The organism is Streptomyces altiplanensis (assembly GCF_053591575.1).
The window spans coordinates 59,253-74,258 of the sequence record NZ_JBSFUB010000028.1 but is presented as its reverse complement, the minus strand read 5'-3'; the positions used below and the strand labels follow the sequence as shown (position 1 = coordinate 74,258).

Below are 15,006 nucleotides of genomic sequence, written 5' to 3'. Positions count from 1 at the left end.
CGGCAGAGCCTTTTGAACCACACCCGGCACCCCTGGGCGGGTCAACCATACGAAGGGCTCACCGCATCCCGCAGAACAACGTAGGGAGCCTTTTCACAGCTCCTGGGGCGGCTGAGGCGGCTGGGGAGATGGGGGAGGCTGGGACGTCTGCGGCGAGGCGGCCGAGTCGAGGTCTGTCTCCTCGAAGACCAGCAGAGTGCGCGTGCTGAGCACCTCCGGGATCGACTGGATCTTCGTCAGTACGAGCTCGCGCAGCGCTCTGTTGTCCGCCGTGTGCACCAGCAGCAGTACGTCGAAGTCCCCGCTGACCAGTGCGATGTGCGCGGCGCCGGGCAGTTCCTGAAGCCGCTCGCGCACCGTCCGCCAGGAGTTCTGCACGATCTTGAGCGTGATGTACGCCGATGCTCCCTGCCCCGCGCGTTCGTGGTCCACGCGCGCGCTGAAGCCGCGGATCACGCCGTCGTCGATGAGGCGGTTGATGCGCGCGTACGCGTTGGCGCGCGACACGTGCACGCGCTCGGCCACGGACCGTATCGACGCGCGGCCGTCCGTTTGGAGCATGCGCAGGATGTCGCGGTCGACGGCGTCGAGCGGGCGTGCGGGAGGCCCCGCTCCCGCGTCGGCCATTCGTTCAGCTGCCATGTCCCCCCGCCTTCCTCTCATGGACGACCTGCGTCCATCCCAGGCTGTGGAGAACCGTTTGTCCACAGGCTGGAGCCGCCTGTAGCCAAATTGCGTCCACGACCGAACAATCGGTAGGTGAGGCACACCACATTCCTGTGCCGTTCTCACCGCTCCCACGAGGAGGTGCACGCGATGAAGAAAAGCACGATGACGGTCCAGTCGGCCCAGGAAATGCCGGGTGCCGCCGCATACAGGCCCACGCCTCCCCCGGCCTGGAAGCCCCGCACGGACCCCGCACCGCTGCTCCCGGACAGCGAGCCGTACCGCGTGCTCGGCACCGACGCCGCCGACCGGCTCGACGCCGCCCTGATGCGGCGGCTGTACGCGGAGCTGGTCCGCGGCCGCAGGTACAACGCGCAGGCCACCGCCCTCACCAAGCAGGGCCGCCTCGCCGTCTACCCGTCCAGCACCGGCCAGGAGGCCTGCGAGGTCGCCGCCGCGCTCGTCCTCCAGGAGCAGGACTGGCTCTTCCCCAGCTACCGGGACACCCTGGCCGCCGTGGCGCGCGGGCTCGACCCCGTACAGGCGCTGACGCTGCTGCGCGGCGACTGGCACACCGGGTACGACCCGCGGGAGCACCGCATCGCGCCGCTGTGCACCCCCCTCGCGACCCAGCTGCCGCACGCGGTGGGCCTGGCGCACGCCGCGCGTCTCAAGGGCGACGACGTGGTCGCGCTCGCCATGGTCGGTGACGGCGGCACCAGCGAGGGCGATTTCCACGAGGCGCTCAACTTCGCCGCGGTCTGGCAGGCACCGGTCGTCTTCCTCGTGCAGAACAACGGCTTCGCGATCTCCGTGCCGCTCGCCAAGCAGACCGCGGCGCCCTCCCTGGCCCACAAGGCCGTGGGGTACGGCATGCCGGGCCGGCTGGTCGACGGCAACGACGCCGCCGCCGTGCACGAGGTGCTCGCCGAGGCGGTGGAGCGCGCCCGGCGGGGCGGCGGTCCGACGCTGGTCGAGGCGGTCACGTACCGCATCGACGCCCACACGAACGCCGACGACGCGACCCGTTACCGGGGCGAGGCCGAGGTGGAGGCGTGGCGTACGCACGACCCGGTCCAGCTGCTGGAGCGGGAACTCACCGAGCGGGCGATCCTGGACGCGGACGCCGTGCGGCAGGCTCGTGAGGAGGCCGAGACGATGGCGGCGGACCTGCGCGAGCGCATGAACGCGGATCCGGTGCTCGACCCCATGGACCTCTTCACGCACGTCTACGCCGGGAAGACCGCGCAGTTGGGGGAGCAGGAGGCCCTGTTGCGGGCCGAACTCGACGCGGAGGGCGAGCGATGACGACGGCAGCGAAGACGGGGGCGGCGGCCACGGCGTCCGCCGCGAAAGCCGCGAAGCCCGCGACGATGGCGCAGGCCCTCGGGCGGGCGCTGCGCGACGCGATGGCCGAGGACCCGGCCGTCCATGTGATGGGCGAGGACGTCGGCGCGCTCGGCGGTGTCTTCCGGGTCACCGACGGGCTCGTGAAGGAGTTCGGCGAGGACCGGGTCACGGACACACCGCTCGCGGAGGCGGGGATCCTGGGAACGGCCGTCGGCATGGCGATGTACGGGCTGCGGCCGGTCGTCGAGATGCAGTTCGACGCGTTCGCCTACCCGGCGTTCGAGCAGCTCTTCAGCCATGTCGCACGGATGCGCAACCGCACGCGCGGCGCGATGCCGATGCCGATGGTGATCCGGGTGCCGTACGGCGGCGGGATCGGCGGCGTCGAGCACCACAGCGACTCGTCCGAGGCGTACTACATGGCGACTCCGGGGCTCCATGTCGTCACGCCGGCCACGGTCGAGGACGCGTACGGGCTGATGAGGGCCGCGATCGCCTCCGACGACCCGGTGGTCTTCCTGGAGCCGAAGCGGCTCTACTGGTCGAAGGCGGCATGGTCGCCGGACGCGCCGGCCGCCGTCGAGCCGATCGGCCGGGCGGTGGTGCGGCGCTCCGGGCGCAGCGCGACGCTCATCACGTACGGGCCGTCCCTGCCGGTGTGCATGGAGGCGGCGGAGGCGGCCGGGGCGGAGGGCTGGGACCTCGAAGTCGTGGACCTGCGCTCGCTCGTGCCCTTCGACGACGAGACGGTGGCCGCTTCGGTACGGCGGACCGGGCGCGCGGTCGTCGTCCACGAGTCCACCGGCTTCGGCGGACCCGGCGGGGAGATCGCGGCCAGGGTGACGGAGCGCTGCTTCCACCACCTGGAGGCGCCGGTGCTGCGGGTCGCCGGATTCGACATCCCGTATCCGCCGCCGATGCTGGAGCGGCACCATCTGCCGGGAGTGGACCGGGTTCTCGACGCGGTCGCGCGGCTTCAGTGGGAGGCGGGCAGCTGATGCCACACGCTTTTGAGATGGCGAGTCTGGAATTCAAGCTGCCCGACCTCGGTGAGGGCCTCACCGAGGCGGAGATCGTGCGCTGGCTGGTGGAGGTGGGTGATGTCGTCGCCGTCGACCAGCCGGTGGTCGAGGTCGAGACGGCCAAGGCGATGGTGGAGGTGCCGTGTCCGTACGGAGGCGTGGTGACCGCCCGCTTCGGCGAGGAGGGGGCCGAGCTGCCGGTGGGCTCCCCGCTGTTGACGGTCGCGGTGGGGGCGGCCCCTGACGCCGCGGCGGCCTCTGGTACCGCGGCGGCTGCCGTCTCTCCCGCGGAGGCGGAGTCCTCGGGGAACGTGCTGGTGGGGTACGGCACGGGGGCGGCGGTGGCCCGGCGGCGGCGCATCCGGCCGGTCACGGCGGCCGGACCGGCTGCCGGGCCGGTGGCGGTACCAGTGCCGGTACCGGTCGCTGAGGCCGCGGTGGCCAAGACGGCCGGGCCGGTGCCGGTGATCTCGCCGCTGGTGCGGCGGCTGGCGCGCGAGAACGGCCTGGACCTGCGGGAACTGAAGGGCACGGGGCCCGACGGTCTGATCCTGCGGTCCGATGTGGAGAGCGCGATCCGCAGCAAGGAGCAGGAGCAGGAGCCTGTGACGGCACAGGCACAGGCACAGGCACAGGCACAGGCACAGGCACCGGCACCGGCGTCTGTGCCGGCGTCTGTTCCGATGTCTGCGGGGGCTTCCGTCGCCGCCGGAGAGCGTGTTCCGCTGCGGGGGGTGCGCGGGGCCGTCGCCGACAAGCTCTCGCGCAGCCGTCGCGAGATTCCGGACGCCACCTGCTGGGTGGACGCGGACGCGACGGAACTCATGGCGGCCCGTGCGGCGATGAACCGGTCGGCCAGGCCACCGGTCTCGGTACTGGCGCTCCTCGCCCGGATCTGTACGGCTGCCCTGGCCCGCTTCCCGGAACTCAACTCCACCGTGGACATGGCCTCCCGCGAGATCGTGCGCCTTCCCGGTGTGCACCTCGGGTTCGCCGCGCAGACGGAGCGGGGGCTGGTCGTCCCGGTCGTACGGGACGCCCATGCCCGCAACGTGGAGCAACTGGGCGCGGAGATCGCCCGGCTGACGGAGTCGGCCAGGAAGGGGGCGCTGACCCCGGCGGACCTGACCGGCGGCACGTTCACGCTGAACAACTACGGGGTGTTCGGTGTCGACGGCTCCACGCCGATCATCAACCATCCGGAGGCGGCGATGCTCGGGGTGGGCCGGATCGTCCCCAAGCCGTGGGTGCATGAGGGGGAGCTGGCGGTCCGCAAGGTCGTTCAGCTGTCCCTGACCTTCGACCACCGGGTGTGCGACGGCGGCACGGCGGGCGGTTTCCTGCGGTACGTGGCGGACTGCGTGGAGCAGCCGGCGCTGTTGCTGCGCACGCTCTAGACCGCTCGGACCGCTGCGCGGGGCGCCGCCCCTACCCGTCTCTTCCCGGAGGGCCGCATACTCGGGGAATGACCACGACCGCGTATGACGCCATCGTGCTGGCCGGAGGCGCCGCGAAGCGGCTGGGCGGGGTGGACAAGCCCGGGGTGCGCGTGGGCGGAAGAACCCTGCTCGACCGGGTGCTGGGGGCCTGCCGCGGAGCCGGTACGACCGTTGTCGTCGGCGGGCGGCGGGCCACCGTGCGCCCCGTCGAGTGGGCGCGGGAGAAACCGGCCGGGGGCGGGCCGCTGGCCGCGCTCGACGCCGGGGTGCGGCGTACCACCGCGGACAGCGTGCTCGTACTCTCCGCCGATCTGCCGTTCATCGGGAGCGGTACGGTTCAGCGGCTCCTGGGGGCTCTGGAGGGGAGCGGGCGGGAAGCCGCCCTGCTGGTGGACGCGGGAGGGCGGGACCAGCCCCTCGTCGCCGCCTACCGCGCCGAACCGCTCCGCCGCGAGCTGGCGCTCCTCGCCACCGAGCACGGCAGTCTCTTCGGCCTGCCGCTCCGGCTGCTCACGGGCGAGCTCGGCCTGACGCGCGTCGCCGCAGGTCCCCTGGACTCCTTCGACTGCGACACCTGGGAAAACATTGCCGCAGCCCGGTCGCGGATCAGGGAGCATGGACACGTGCTGGATGAATGGATGACCGCAGTCAAGGACGAGCTCGGCATCGAACTCGATGTCGACACCGGCCTCCTGCTCGACCTCGCCCGCGACGCCGCGCACGGTGTCGCCCGGCCCGCCGCGCCGCTCACCACCTTCCTGGTCGGTTATGCGGCGGCGAAGGCGGGCGGGGACGGGCCGCAGGCCGTTGCCGAAGCGGCTCGCAAGGCCGCGGCTCTCGCCGCCCGTTGGGCGCAGGAGGCCGAGGAAGAGGCCAAGGGGGAGGCCTCGGGGGCCGCCACGGGAGACCGCAGGGAAGACGGCGCGGGGTGAACCAGGAGGATCGCGAGATCGACGAGGCGCTCGCTCTCGTCAGCCGGACACCGGCATCGGCACCGGCACAGGAGCCGGCACAGGAGCCGGACCGGACGTCGGACCGGACGTCGGACCGGTCGCAGGCGTCGGAGCAGCGGGAACGGCCGGAGCCGTCCGGGCAGGAGCCCGGGCGGGCCGGCCGCGCGGGCCGGCCCGGCGCCGTGCCCGCGTCCCACGCCCGTACCGGCGCCACTGCCTGGCCCGAGGCGCGCGCCGTCGCCGCCCGGGCCGGCGGGGCCGCCGCTCCCCGCACGGCGCGCGTGACGTTGGGGCAGGCCCTCGGGCAGGTCCTCGCCGAACCTCTCGCCGCGCTCACCGATCTGCCGTCCTTCGACACGTCCGCCATGGACGGATGGGCGGTGGCGGGCCCAGGGCCGTGGCACATCGGGGAAGGCGGTCAGGTCCTCGCCGGGCACGCCGCGCCCGGAGCGCTCACCGACGGTACGGCCGTACGCATCGCCACCGGCGCCCGGGTCCCGCCCGACACCACCGCCGTGATCCGCAGCGAGCACGCCCGGCCGGCGGAGGCCGAGGGGCGGCTGTACGCGCGCCGCGAGGTCGTCCAGGGTCAGGACATCCGGCCGCGCGGCCAGGAGTGCCGTACCGGTGACCGACTGCTGCCCGCCGGCGCCCTCGTCACGCCCGCCGTCCTCGGCCTCGCCGCGGCCGCCGGTTACGACACGCTGTCCGTCGTGTCCCGGCCCCGCGTCGAAGTGCTCGTACTGGGTGACGAGTTGCTGAGTGAGGGCCTGCCGCACGACGGGATGGTCCGTGACGCCCTCGGCCCGCTCCTCGACCCCTGGCTGCGCGCCCTCGGCGCCGAAGTGCTGGGCACCCGCCGCCTGGGCGACGACGCCGAAGCGCTCCACCGGGCCGTCACCACGTCCACGGCCGACCTCGTCGTGACCACGGGCGGTACGGCGGCCGGACCCGTCGACCACGTCCACCCGATCCTGCGCAAGGCGGGCGCCGAGCTGCTGGTCGACGGTGTCGCGGTGCGGCCCGGCCATCCGATGCTGCTGGCGCGCCTCGGAGCCGGGGGAGGAGAAGCGGACGGGGCAGAAGGCCCGTATCTGGTGGGTCTGCCCGGCAACCCGCTGGCCGCCGTGTCGGGCCTGCTGACCCTCGCCGAGCCGCTGCTGCGCGCCCGTGTCCAACAGGCCCCCCGCGCTCCGCGCTTCTCGTCCGTACGGGACGATGTGAGCGGCCACCCGTACGACACCCGTCTCGTCCCTGTCGCCCGCCGCCGAGGGGGAAGAGACGGGAACGGACCGGAACAGGCCGTGCCGCTGCACTACAACGGTCCGGCCATGCTGCGCGGCATCGCCGCAGCCGACGGCCTGGCCGTCGTCCCGCCCGGCGGCGCACGGGCCGGCCAGGTACTGGAGATCCTCGACCTGCCCTGGACAGAAGGACGTTTCACGTGAAACTTCCCGGCCAAGACGCGATGGCCAGGCATGCCGACGAGCACCTCGTCGCCGCCCGGATCAAGCTGCCGCGCCGTATCGTCGACCGCCCGCTGCGGCAGGTCGGCAAGCGTCTGCTGATGGCGATGATGGTTCTGGCCACGACGGTGCTCATCGTCTACCTCGACCGCGCCGGCTACCACGACAACGCCGACGAGAGCATCGACCTCCTCGATGCCGTCTACTACTCGACCGTGACCCTCTCCACGACGGGTTACGGCGACATCGTGCCGCACAGTGACAGCGCCAGGCTCGTCAACGTGCTGCTGGTGACGCCGCTGCGCGTGCTTTTCCTGATCATCCTGGTCGGCACCACTCTCGAGGTCCTCACCGAACGGACCCGGGAGGAGTGGCGGCTGAACCGCTGGAGGGCCCAGTTGCGCGACCACACCGTCATCGTCGGATTCGGCACCAAGGGTCGTTCCGCGATCCAGACCCTGGGCGCCACGGGGCTCAGGAAAGAGCAGATCGTGGTCGTCGACCCGAGTGCGAAGGTCATCGAAGCGGCCAACGCCGACGGGTTCACGGGTGTCCTGGGCGATGCCACCCGCAGCGACGTACTGCTCCGCGCCGAGCTCCAGAAGGCTCGCCAGATCATCATCGCGACCCAGCGCGACGACACGGCGGTCCTGGTCACGCTCACCGCGCGTCAGCTCAACCGCGGTGCGAAGATCGTCGCCGCGGTCCGTGAGGAGGAGAACGCGCCGCTGCTGCGCCAGTCCGGTGCCGACGCGGTCATCACCAGCGCCAGCGCGGCCGGGCGGCTCCTCGGCCTGTCCGTGCTCAGCCCCAGCGCGGGCACGGTGATGGAGGACCTGATCCAGCAGGGCAGCGGACTCGATCTCGTCGAGCGGCCGGTGATAAAGGCCGAAGTGGGACGGAACGTACGGGAGACCGAGGACCTGGTGGTCAGTGTCCTGCGCGGACACCGGCTGCTCGGTTACGACGATCCGGCGGCCAGCCCGCTGCAGCTGACGGACCGGCTGATCACCATCGTGCGCGCCTCGCCCGGCACCACGACCGCGGGGGACATGCGGGTGACGGTGCCGGACTAGGCTGGTACGGGCCGGTGCGGAGTAGCCTCGCGGCCATGTATGCGATCACGATTCCTGAACCCGGTGGCCCCGAGGCGCTCGTATGGGCGGAGGTCCCCGATCCCGTACCCGGCGAGGGCGAGGTCCTCGTCGAGGTCGCGGCGAGCGCCGTCAACCGCGCCGACCTGCTGCAGCGCCAGGGTTTCTACGACCCGCCGCCCGGCTCGTCCCGGTACCCCGGCCTCGAATGCTCCGGCCGGATCGCGGCACTGGGGCCCGGCGTCTCGGGCTGGTCCGTGGGCGACGAGGTGTGCGCCCTGCTGAGCGGCGGCGGGTATGCCGAGAAGGTCGCCGTACCGGCCGGGCAGCTGATGCCCGTGCCCGACGGCATGGACCTGGTCACCGCGGCGTCGCTGCCCGAGGTGACCGCGACGGTCTGGTCGAACGTCTTCATGATCGCCCACCTGCGGCCCGGCGAGACGCTGCTGCTGCACGGCGGCGCGAGCGGTATCGGCACGATGGCGATCCAGCTCGCCAAGGCGGTCGGCGCGCGCGTCGCGGTCACCGCCGGCGGTCCCGAGAAGCTGGCGCACTGCGCGCAGCTGGGCGCGGACATCCTGATCGACTACCGGGAGCAGGACTTCGTCCAGGAGCTGCGCAAGGCCACCGACGGGGCCGGCGCGGACGTCATCCTCGACATCATCGGCGCGAAGTACCTGGACCGGAACGTGAAGGCGCTCGCCGTCAACGGCCGCCTCGCGGTCATCGGCATGCAGGGCGGCGTGAAGGGCGAGCTCAATCTGGGCGCACTGATGAAGAAGCGCGCCGCGATCACGGCGACGTCGCTGCGGATGCGTCCGCTGGGCGAGAAGGCGGCGATCGTCTCGGCGGTACGGGAACATGTCTGGCCGCTGATCGGCACCGGCCGCGTACGCCCGGTGGTGGACCGGGTCGTGCCGATGGCCGAGGCGGCGGAGGCCCACCGGGTGCTGGAGGCGGGTGGCCACGTCGGCAAGATCCTGCTGACCACGGCCTGAGCGGGCCCGATCCGCGCGAGAGGCCCGCACCGCCGTCACGGCGGTGCGGGCCTCTCGCCGCTCGTGAGCGGGTCCACCGGGTCCACCGGGTCCGGCGGGTCCGGTGAGCCCGGCGGGCTTCAGAGGTACGGACCCGAACGCACCGGGCCGTGGCCTTCGTCATGCCCGTCGTCCTCATGGCCCGCTCCCGGCGGAAGCGCGCGCCGCATCTGCTCCAACTGCGCCCGCGCCGCCATCTGCTGGGCGAAGAGCGCCGTCTGGATGCCGTGGAAGAGGCCTTCGAGCCACCCGACCAACTGGGCCTGCGCGATGCGCAGTTCCGCCTCGGAGGGGATCGCCTCGTCCGTGAACGGCAGGGAGAGCCGCTCCAGTTCCTCGACGAGCTCAGGCGCGAGACCGTCTTCGAGTTCCTTCACCGAGCTGGCGTGAATGTCCTTCAGCCGCACCCGGCTCGCTTCGTCGAGAGGAGCCGCCCGGACCTCCTCCAGGAGCTGCTTGATCATGCTGCCGATGCGCATGACCTTCGCGGGCTGTTCGACCATCTCTGTCACTGGCACCTCGCGCGACTCGTCGTCAGCGCCGCCGAAAGCCATTCCGTCCTGTCCCATGACAAGAACTTTCGGGCTCTCCTGCGACCGTTCACTCCTCGGCATCTCCATGCCGCCATTCTCTCGTACACCTGCGTCACAAACACGGTGTGCCCCCGCGCAGAGGTGATCCACCCTGTGCGGGGGCACGGGAACCGGCGCTTCGGCTCAGCCCGCCGCGCGCCGCGCCACCGCGGTGCGGGACCTGGTGACCAGTGCGGCGAGGAGTGCCGCGCCCACGGGTACGGCGACGAGCAGCGCCGCGAGGGTCTCCCACGGGACGACGATCGGGACGTACGGCGGATCGATCATGACGCCCATGCCGGCGTCCAGGTCCTTCTCGTACCACTTCAGCTGCTGGTGTTCCTCGGTCAGCCGCAGCCCGATCGCGGGCAGCACGCCCGCCGCCGAGCCGAGTACCACGCCCATCGCGGCGACCACCCCGCACTGGAAACCGCTCAGCGTCCTGCGCACCCGCGGGGGCGCGCCGACCGCGGCGAGGGTCTTCAGGTCGGGTTCGGCGTCGGTCTGGGCGAGGCCCGTCGCGATGCCGGCCGCGCCGATGGTGACGAGTCCGGCGAAGACGGTCAGGGCCAGCAGGACGATGCTGTTGTCGCTGACGTACCCCTCCTCCACGTACAGGCCGCCGTCGGTGCCCAGCACGTCGAGCGCCGCGTCGAGCTTCTGCCGCTGTGTGCTGTTCGGCAGGTTGTCGGCCGAGAAGTACGAGCCGAGGGGAACGGTGGTGAGCCCGGCGGCCTTCACCGCCTGTGCCGGCAGGACGACGCTCAGTCCGTACGACTGGACGGACTCGGGAGCCTGGTGGACGGGGAAGGACTTGATCTCGCCGGGCGCGTCCTCGCCCCTCTGCGTCATCAGGTCGGCCTTCTTCGTGTCGGTGATCAGCTTGACGCCGATCTGCCCCTTCTCGACGTTGCGCCGGTCGAAGGAGACGGCCTTGCCGCTCTTGAGGGCGCCGACGACGGCCGGGTCGTCGATCGCGAGGACCGACAGCAGCTTCTCGTCGGCGACGAGGACCTCCTGATCGGTGTACTGGCCGTCCTCCTGGCAGCGCCAGTCCTTGGACAGCTTGCGGCGCTCGGCCGGCGACAGCTCCTTCGCGCCCGGGAGGTCCTGCGACCACAGGGCGCAGCGGTTGTCCTCGGGCACGACGAGCTCGTACCGCCCGCAGCCCTTCACGTCGCTGTACGGCTCGCAGTTGGCGTTGCCCACGACGATCCGGCCGACATCGGCGCGCACGTCGACGGGGAAGTTCTTCTGGACGGCCGTGCGCAGGGCCGGCACACCGCGGCCGCCGCCCTCCGTGTCGGACACGGTCACCGCACCGTGCGGCAGCCGTGCCTGGTAGGCGGCGCGCTGCTGTACGTCGTCGCTGGTGGCGTACGTCGCCACGGCGACCGTGCCCGCCACGGCGGCCAGCACGGCGGCGACGGCGGGGGCCGTGCGGCCCCGGTTGCGTACGGCGTCGCGCAGGGCCAGGCGCGGCGACAGCGGCAGCCACCCGCCGAGCTTGCCGAAGAGGCCGACCAGGGCGGGGGTGAGCGCGACGATGCCCAGCTCGGCGAGGGCGCTGCCGCCCGCGACGACGACGATGCTGTCGGTGGCGGTGGCGCCGAACAGCGTGATGGCGATGCCCAGGCCGGTCGCGACCAGGCCGACGACGGGCAGGACGCGGCTGGAGCGGCGTACACCGCGGCGGCCGGTGAGCGAGGCCAGCACGGTCTGCCGGGACGCGGTGACGGCCGGGACGATCGCGGCGAGCAGACCGGTGAGGACGGCGAGCAGGCCGATGCCGAACAGTTCCAGCGGACGGATGTCGAAGCTGCCGAACCGCTGGCCCATGTAGTCCTCGAGCAGCGGCCGCAGCACGAAGGTGAGGAGCAGGCCGAGCGCGGTGCCCACGACGGCCGCGGCGAAGCCGATGACCAGGCCGCCGGAGAGCACGATGGCGCGGATGTGGCGGCGGTCGCCGCCGTTGGCGCCGACCAGGCCGAGCTGACGGCGCGAGCGCCGGGCCCCGACCGCGAACGCCGGGCCCGCGAGCAGGCAGATCTCCAGCATGGCGAGGCCGACGACGGTGCCGACGGCGGCGAGCTCCGCAGTCCTGGCCGCCGTGCTCTGCTCGTAGTCGGACCAGTCGTCCCGCTGGTGGAGCGGCACCTCGGAGTCGGCGGGCGGGGCGAGGGCCACGGCCCGCGAGGTCACCACGGCGCCGTGGGCATTGGCCTTCTTGACCATGTTCCACGTGAAACCGTCGCCGTCGACCGACACCAGGTACGTGCTGTCGGCCGCCGTGCCGGGCAGGCCGTCGGCCTTGAGCGCCTTGTCGAGCGGCGCCAGGAACGTGCCGGGCCGCGCGAGGACCTCGTCGGACTTGAGTGCGCCGGGGAGTTCGTACGAGCCGACGATCCGGTACTCGGTGGCGAGCCCGCGGGCGGTGAGCTCCGAACCCACCTCCAGGCCGCTGGTCTCCAGGAAGTGGGCGGTCGCGGCGATCTCGCCGGCCTTGTCGGGGAACCGGCCCTGACCGAGGGTCATGAGGCCCTTGGTCATCGGATCGGTCGCGTCCAGCTCATGGATCACGGTGTTGAGCAGTCCGTGCTCGGTACGGAGCTTGCCGCTGCCGCTCGTGTCCTTGAGGATCTTCGCGCCCGCCGGGAACGCCGCCCGGATGTCGGCGGAACCCTCGGGCCACGGTTTGTTGTCGAAGTTCTCCACCGTCATGTGGTTGCGGCCGTCGGGAGACTGGTGGATCGGCACGCCGCCCATGCCCGGGTCGGACACCCGGGCGTCGGCGGCGCCGAGGTCGCGCTCCATCTGCTGCTCGGTGGAGAGTTCGGCGCTGCGCAGGGTCAGATCGGCGGCGCTCACGCCCAGGATCGGCAGGGCGATCATGGCGAGTACGAGGGAACTGCGGCCCTTGAAGCGCCAGGCGTCGCGGCGGGCGATGCGCACCGCGGCCACCCACGAGTGGTACCAGTGGTTCACTGTGCGGCCGCCTGCCCGGAGAGCAGCGAGTCGGCCTGGCTGCGCAGGGTCTCGTCGACGACGGAGCCGTCGCGCAGGAAGACCACCCGGTCCGCCCAGGCCGCGAAGCGCGGCTCGTGGGTGACGAGGATGCCGGCCGCGCCCGCGTCGCAGCGGGCGCGCAGCAGCGCGAGTACGGACTCGCCCGTCTCGGAGTCCAGGGCGCCGGTCGGTTCGTCGGCGAGGACGAGGCGGCGGTCTCCCACCAGGGCGCGGGCGATGGCCACGCGCTGCTGCTGGCCGCCGGACATCTCGTCGGGGAAGCGGTCGGCGAGCCGGCCGAGGCCCATTTCCTCCAGGGCGGCGACGGCGGAGACGCGCGCCTTGCGGGCGGACACGCCGTCCAGTTCGCGGGGCAGGGCGATGTTCTCGGCGGCGGTCAGGGCCGGGATGAGGTTGTAGTCCTGGAAGACGTAGCCGATGCTGCGGCGGCGCAGGGCGGCGAGTTCCTTGCGGCCCACGGTCGTGATGTCCGTGCCTTCGACGACGACCCGGCCCGAGGTGGGGCTGTCGAGGCCGCCCGCGATGGTGAGCAGGGTGGACTTGCCGGAGCCCGACGGGCCCATGACGGCGACGAGTTCACCGGGGAAGACGGAGAGGTTGACGCCGCGCAGGGCATGCACCTCGGTGGCGCCGCTGCCGTGGACGCGGGTCAGCTCCTCAAGTTGCAGTACGGGCTGCTGCGTCTGCTGTGACTCTTGGGGCTGATGTGACGTGTGGGGCATGGATTCAGGCATGAAAAAAGGTCCCCCTGAGGTGGAATGGTGGTGGGGCGCGGGTTCTAGCGCCGTGTGCGGCGAGGTATCGGGGCCGTACGGGCGGTATCGGCGACGGCGGTGACGTCACGGTCCGCAGGGACCGGTGACGCGGCCGCGGGAGCGTTCTCGGCCCTGCGCGCGGCCGTCGCGGAGAGCCGGGTGAGCCGGGACTCGGAGTGGTCGAGCCAGCGCGCCTCGGCCTCGGTCTGGAAGATCAGCTGTTCCAGTACGAGCAGCCAGGCGATGTCGTCGCGCGCCTGTTCGCCGTCTTCGCTCTCGACCTCGACGGCGGCGAGGGCCCGGGCCTTGAGGCGGGTGTAGTCCTGCATCGCCTGGAGAGTGGCGTGGCGCTGGGCCTGGATGACGGCCCGGATGTCGACGCCGGGGGCGCCGACGGCCATGGCGAGCTTGATGGCCAGCTCGTCGCGGGGCGGGCTGGTGCGGTCGACGGGCCGCTCGAACCAGCTCTTGAGTTCACCTCGCCCCGCGCCGGTGATCGCGTACAGCGCGTGGCCCGCTCCGTCCTCGCCGTCCTGGACGACCATGCCGTCGCGTTCGAGGCGCGCCAGGGTCGTGTAGACCTGGCCGACGTTGAGAGGCCAGGTCGCACCGGTGCGCGACTCGAATTCGGTACGCAGTTGGGAGCCGTAACGAGGGCCGTGTTCCAGGAGGGCCAGCAGCCCGTGACGGATCGACATACCGAGTATGTATACCGAGTATGCTGCCGGGCGCCAACCCACCTGAGGAGGACATCGGAAGTAGGCCCTGAGGGGGACGGGCTGCCGGGCGGCGGGTCAGCCGCGTCGCATCCGGAGTCCCAGGAACCCGAGCCCGAGCCCGAACAGCGAGAGCCCCACCCCCAGCGGAAGCACATGGACGCCCAGCGGGCCGGACTGTGCGACGGCCTGCTGGGAACCCTTGCGGGCGGTGCCCGGCGGGGCGTGGGAGGAGGAGGGGGAGGCGGCGGGCTCGTGCCAGGGGTCCTCCAGCGCCTCTTCGTGGACCTCTCCGGGCGGGGGCGCGTACGGCTCGCGGGGGGTGGCCGAGGTGCTCGCCGACGTGGAAGCCGAGCCGGACGCGGACGCGGAGGGGCTGCGTGTGGCCCCGGCGCTGCCCGAGGGGCTCGCACCGCCGCTCTCGGCCGCCTCCGCCGTGGCGGACCCGCTCCCGCTGGGAGCCGCGTCCTTCCCGGGCGTCCTTCCCGGCCGCGTGCGCCCCTCCCCGGCCGGCCGCCCGGCCAGGCTCTCGGAAGGAGCGGTGGTGGGGGCGGAGAACCGCTTCGGACCGTCGAACGCTCCGGCGCCCGGCCCCGGCTCCCCCGCGGAGGCGGGCGCGGACGAGGAGGCGGGCAGGGGCGAGGGGGTGGAGAGGGGTGCTGAGATGCGTGCGGGCGTCGGGTCCGGCGCACGCTCGTCGGCGTACGCCCCCGGGACCGGCAGTGCCAGCACCGCGGCCACCCCCACCGCCGCGAACCGGACAGCCATGGGATTCCGCCTCCTGAGCCGAGATGTAGCGAGATGTGCCGAGATCTTCTGGGACATGACGAGATACGACGAGATGCGCCGGACCGCTGCGTCCGGCGCCGGGACGCCGGACCCAGCGTCACACGCCGCGACACCTCCGGC

General features: G+C 72.5%; 13 protein-coding genes. 7 read left to right on the top strand and 6 right to left on the bottom strand.

The genetic code is table 11. From position 1 onward, the window contains the following. Nucleotides 1–93: 93 nt before the first annotated feature. Nucleotides 94–642: an Lrp/AsnC family transcriptional regulator gene (locus ACWD0Y_RS15560; RefSeq protein WP_450260869.1), complete on the bottom strand. Its 549-nt coding sequence runs from the start codon at nucleotides 640–642 to the stop codon at nucleotides 94–96. 174 nt (nucleotides 643–816) lie between these two features. On the opposite strand from ACWD0Y_RS15560, the gene pdhA reads away from it, so the two are divergent. The 7 genes from pdhA to ACWD0Y_RS15525 all read left to right on the top strand — a co-directional run bounded on the left by pdhA (nucleotide 817) and on the right by ACWD0Y_RS15525 (nucleotide 8,988). Next, nucleotides 817–1,974 (top strand): pyruvate dehydrogenase (acetyl-transferring) E1 component subunit alpha, encoded by a 1,158-nt coding sequence (gene pdhA / locus ACWD0Y_RS15555; RefSeq protein WP_450260868.1) that lies wholly within the window; start codon nucleotides 817–819, stop codon nucleotides 1,972–1,974. Continuing rightward, on the top strand, nucleotides 1,971–3,014 hold the full coding sequence (locus tag ACWD0Y_RS15550; RefSeq protein ID WP_450260867.1) for an alpha-ketoacid dehydrogenase subunit beta: 1,044 nt from the start codon (nucleotides 1,971–1,973) through the stop codon (nucleotides 3,012–3,014). The genes pdhA and ACWD0Y_RS15550 overlap by 4 nt, the downstream gene beginning before the upstream one ends. 17 nt (nucleotides 3,015–3,031) lie before the next feature. Beyond that, entirely contained in the window at nucleotides 3,032–4,435 is a 1,404-nt protein-coding gene (locus ACWD0Y_RS15545) for a dihydrolipoamide acetyltransferase family protein (RefSeq protein ID WP_450260866.1), read from the top strand. Between the two features lie 68 nt (nucleotides 4,436–4,503). After that, complete coding sequence (locus tag ACWD0Y_RS15540; RefSeq protein WP_450260865.1) at nucleotides 4,504–5,409, top strand: NTP transferase domain-containing protein; 906 nt, start codon at nucleotides 4,504–4,506, stop codon at nucleotides 5,407–5,409. After that, complete coding sequence (locus tag ACWD0Y_RS15535) at nucleotides 5,406–6,878, top strand: molybdopterin molybdotransferase MoeA (RefSeq protein WP_450260864.1); 1,473 nt, start codon at nucleotides 5,406–5,408, stop codon at nucleotides 6,876–6,878. Before ACWD0Y_RS15540 ends, ACWD0Y_RS15535 begins: the two co-directional genes overlap by 4 nt. Before the next feature lie 20 nt (nucleotides 6,879–6,898). Continuing rightward, the gene (locus ACWD0Y_RS15530; RefSeq protein WP_450260870.1) at nucleotides 6,899–7,972 is read left to right on the top strand and encodes a potassium channel family protein; all 1,074 of its coding nucleotides are present in this window, start codon (nucleotides 6,899–6,901) and stop codon (nucleotides 7,970–7,972) included. A gap of 35 nt (nucleotides 7,973–8,007) precedes the next feature. Further along, nucleotides 8,008–8,988, top strand: a complete 981-nt coding sequence (locus ACWD0Y_RS15525) for an NAD(P)H-quinone oxidoreductase (RefSeq protein ID WP_450260863.1) — start codon at nucleotides 8,008–8,010, stop codon at nucleotides 8,986–8,988. Nucleotides 8,989–9,107: 119 nt separating this feature from the next. Here the strand turns inward: ACWD0Y_RS15525 and ACWD0Y_RS15520 are convergent, their stop codons facing one another. From ACWD0Y_RS15520 to ACWD0Y_RS15500, 5 genes are all read right to left on the bottom strand, one after another. Further along, nucleotides 9,108–9,647 (bottom strand): bacterial proteasome activator family protein, encoded by a 540-nt coding sequence (locus tag ACWD0Y_RS15520; protein ID WP_450260862.1) that lies wholly within the window; start codon nucleotides 9,645–9,647, stop codon nucleotides 9,108–9,110. Between the two features lie 96 nt (nucleotides 9,648–9,743). After that, nucleotides 9,744–12,584 carry an FtsX-like permease family protein gene (locus tag ACWD0Y_RS15515; protein WP_450260861.1) on the bottom strand — a complete coding sequence of 947 codons (2,841 nt, stop codon included), beginning with the start codon at nucleotides 12,582–12,584 and terminating at the stop codon, nucleotides 9,744–9,746. Continuing rightward, entirely contained in the window at nucleotides 12,581–13,348 is a 768-nt protein-coding gene (locus tag ACWD0Y_RS15510) for an ABC transporter ATP-binding protein (RefSeq protein ID WP_450260860.1), read from the bottom strand. Before ACWD0Y_RS15510 ends, ACWD0Y_RS15515 begins: the two co-directional genes overlap by 4 nt. A gap of 56 nt (nucleotides 13,349–13,404) precedes the next feature. Next, nucleotides 13,405–14,079, bottom strand: a complete 675-nt coding sequence (locus tag ACWD0Y_RS15505; protein WP_450260859.1) for a PadR family transcriptional regulator — start codon at nucleotides 14,077–14,079, stop codon at nucleotides 13,405–13,407. Nucleotides 14,080–14,175: 96 nt separating this feature from the next. Then, nucleotides 14,176–14,865: a hypothetical protein gene (locus ACWD0Y_RS15500; protein WP_450260858.1), complete on the bottom strand. Its 690-nt coding sequence runs from the start codon at nucleotides 14,863–14,865 to the stop codon at nucleotides 14,176–14,178. Nucleotides 14,866–15,006: the final 141 nt, after the last annotated feature.

Bases quoted from the DNA above. Each gene is read 5' to 3' on its own strand.
- ACWD0Y_RS15560 (WP_450260869.1), bottom strand. From the start codon at position 642: ATGGCAGCTGAACGAATGGCCGACGCGGGAGCGGGGCCTCCCGCACGC.
- pdhA (WP_450260868.1), top strand. From the start codon at position 817: ATGAAGAAAAGCACGATGACGGTCCAGTCGGCCCAGGAAATGCCGGGT.
- ACWD0Y_RS15550 (WP_450260867.1), top strand. From the start codon at position 1,971: ATGACGACGGCAGCGAAGACGGGGGCGGCGGCCACGGCGTCCGCCGCG.
- ACWD0Y_RS15545 (WP_450260866.1), top strand. From the start codon at position 3,032: ATGGCGAGTCTGGAATTCAAGCTGCCCGACCTCGGTGAGGGCCTCACC.
- ACWD0Y_RS15540 (WP_450260865.1), top strand. From the start codon at position 4,504: ATGACCACGACCGCGTATGACGCCATCGTGCTGGCCGGAGGCGCCGCG.
- ACWD0Y_RS15530 (WP_450260870.1), top strand. From the start codon at position 6,899: ATGGCCAGGCATGCCGACGAGCACCTCGTCGCCGCCCGGATCAAGCTG.
- ACWD0Y_RS15525 (WP_450260863.1), top strand. From the start codon at position 8,008: ATGTATGCGATCACGATTCCTGAACCCGGTGGCCCCGAGGCGCTCGTA.
- ACWD0Y_RS15520 (WP_450260862.1), bottom strand. From the start codon at position 9,647: ATGGAGATGCCGAGGAGTGAACGGTCGCAGGAGAGCCCGAAAGTTCTT.
- ACWD0Y_RS15510 (WP_450260860.1), bottom strand. From the start codon at position 13,348: ATGCCCCACACGTCACATCAGCCCCAAGAGTCACAGCAGACGCAGCAG.
- ACWD0Y_RS15505 (WP_450260859.1), bottom strand. From the start codon at position 14,079: ATGTCGATCCGTCACGGGCTGCTGGCCCTCCTGGAACACGGCCCTCGT.
- ACWD0Y_RS15500 (WP_450260858.1), bottom strand. From the start codon at position 14,865: ATGGCTGTCCGGTTCGCGGCGGTGGGGGTGGCCGCGGTGCTGGCACTG.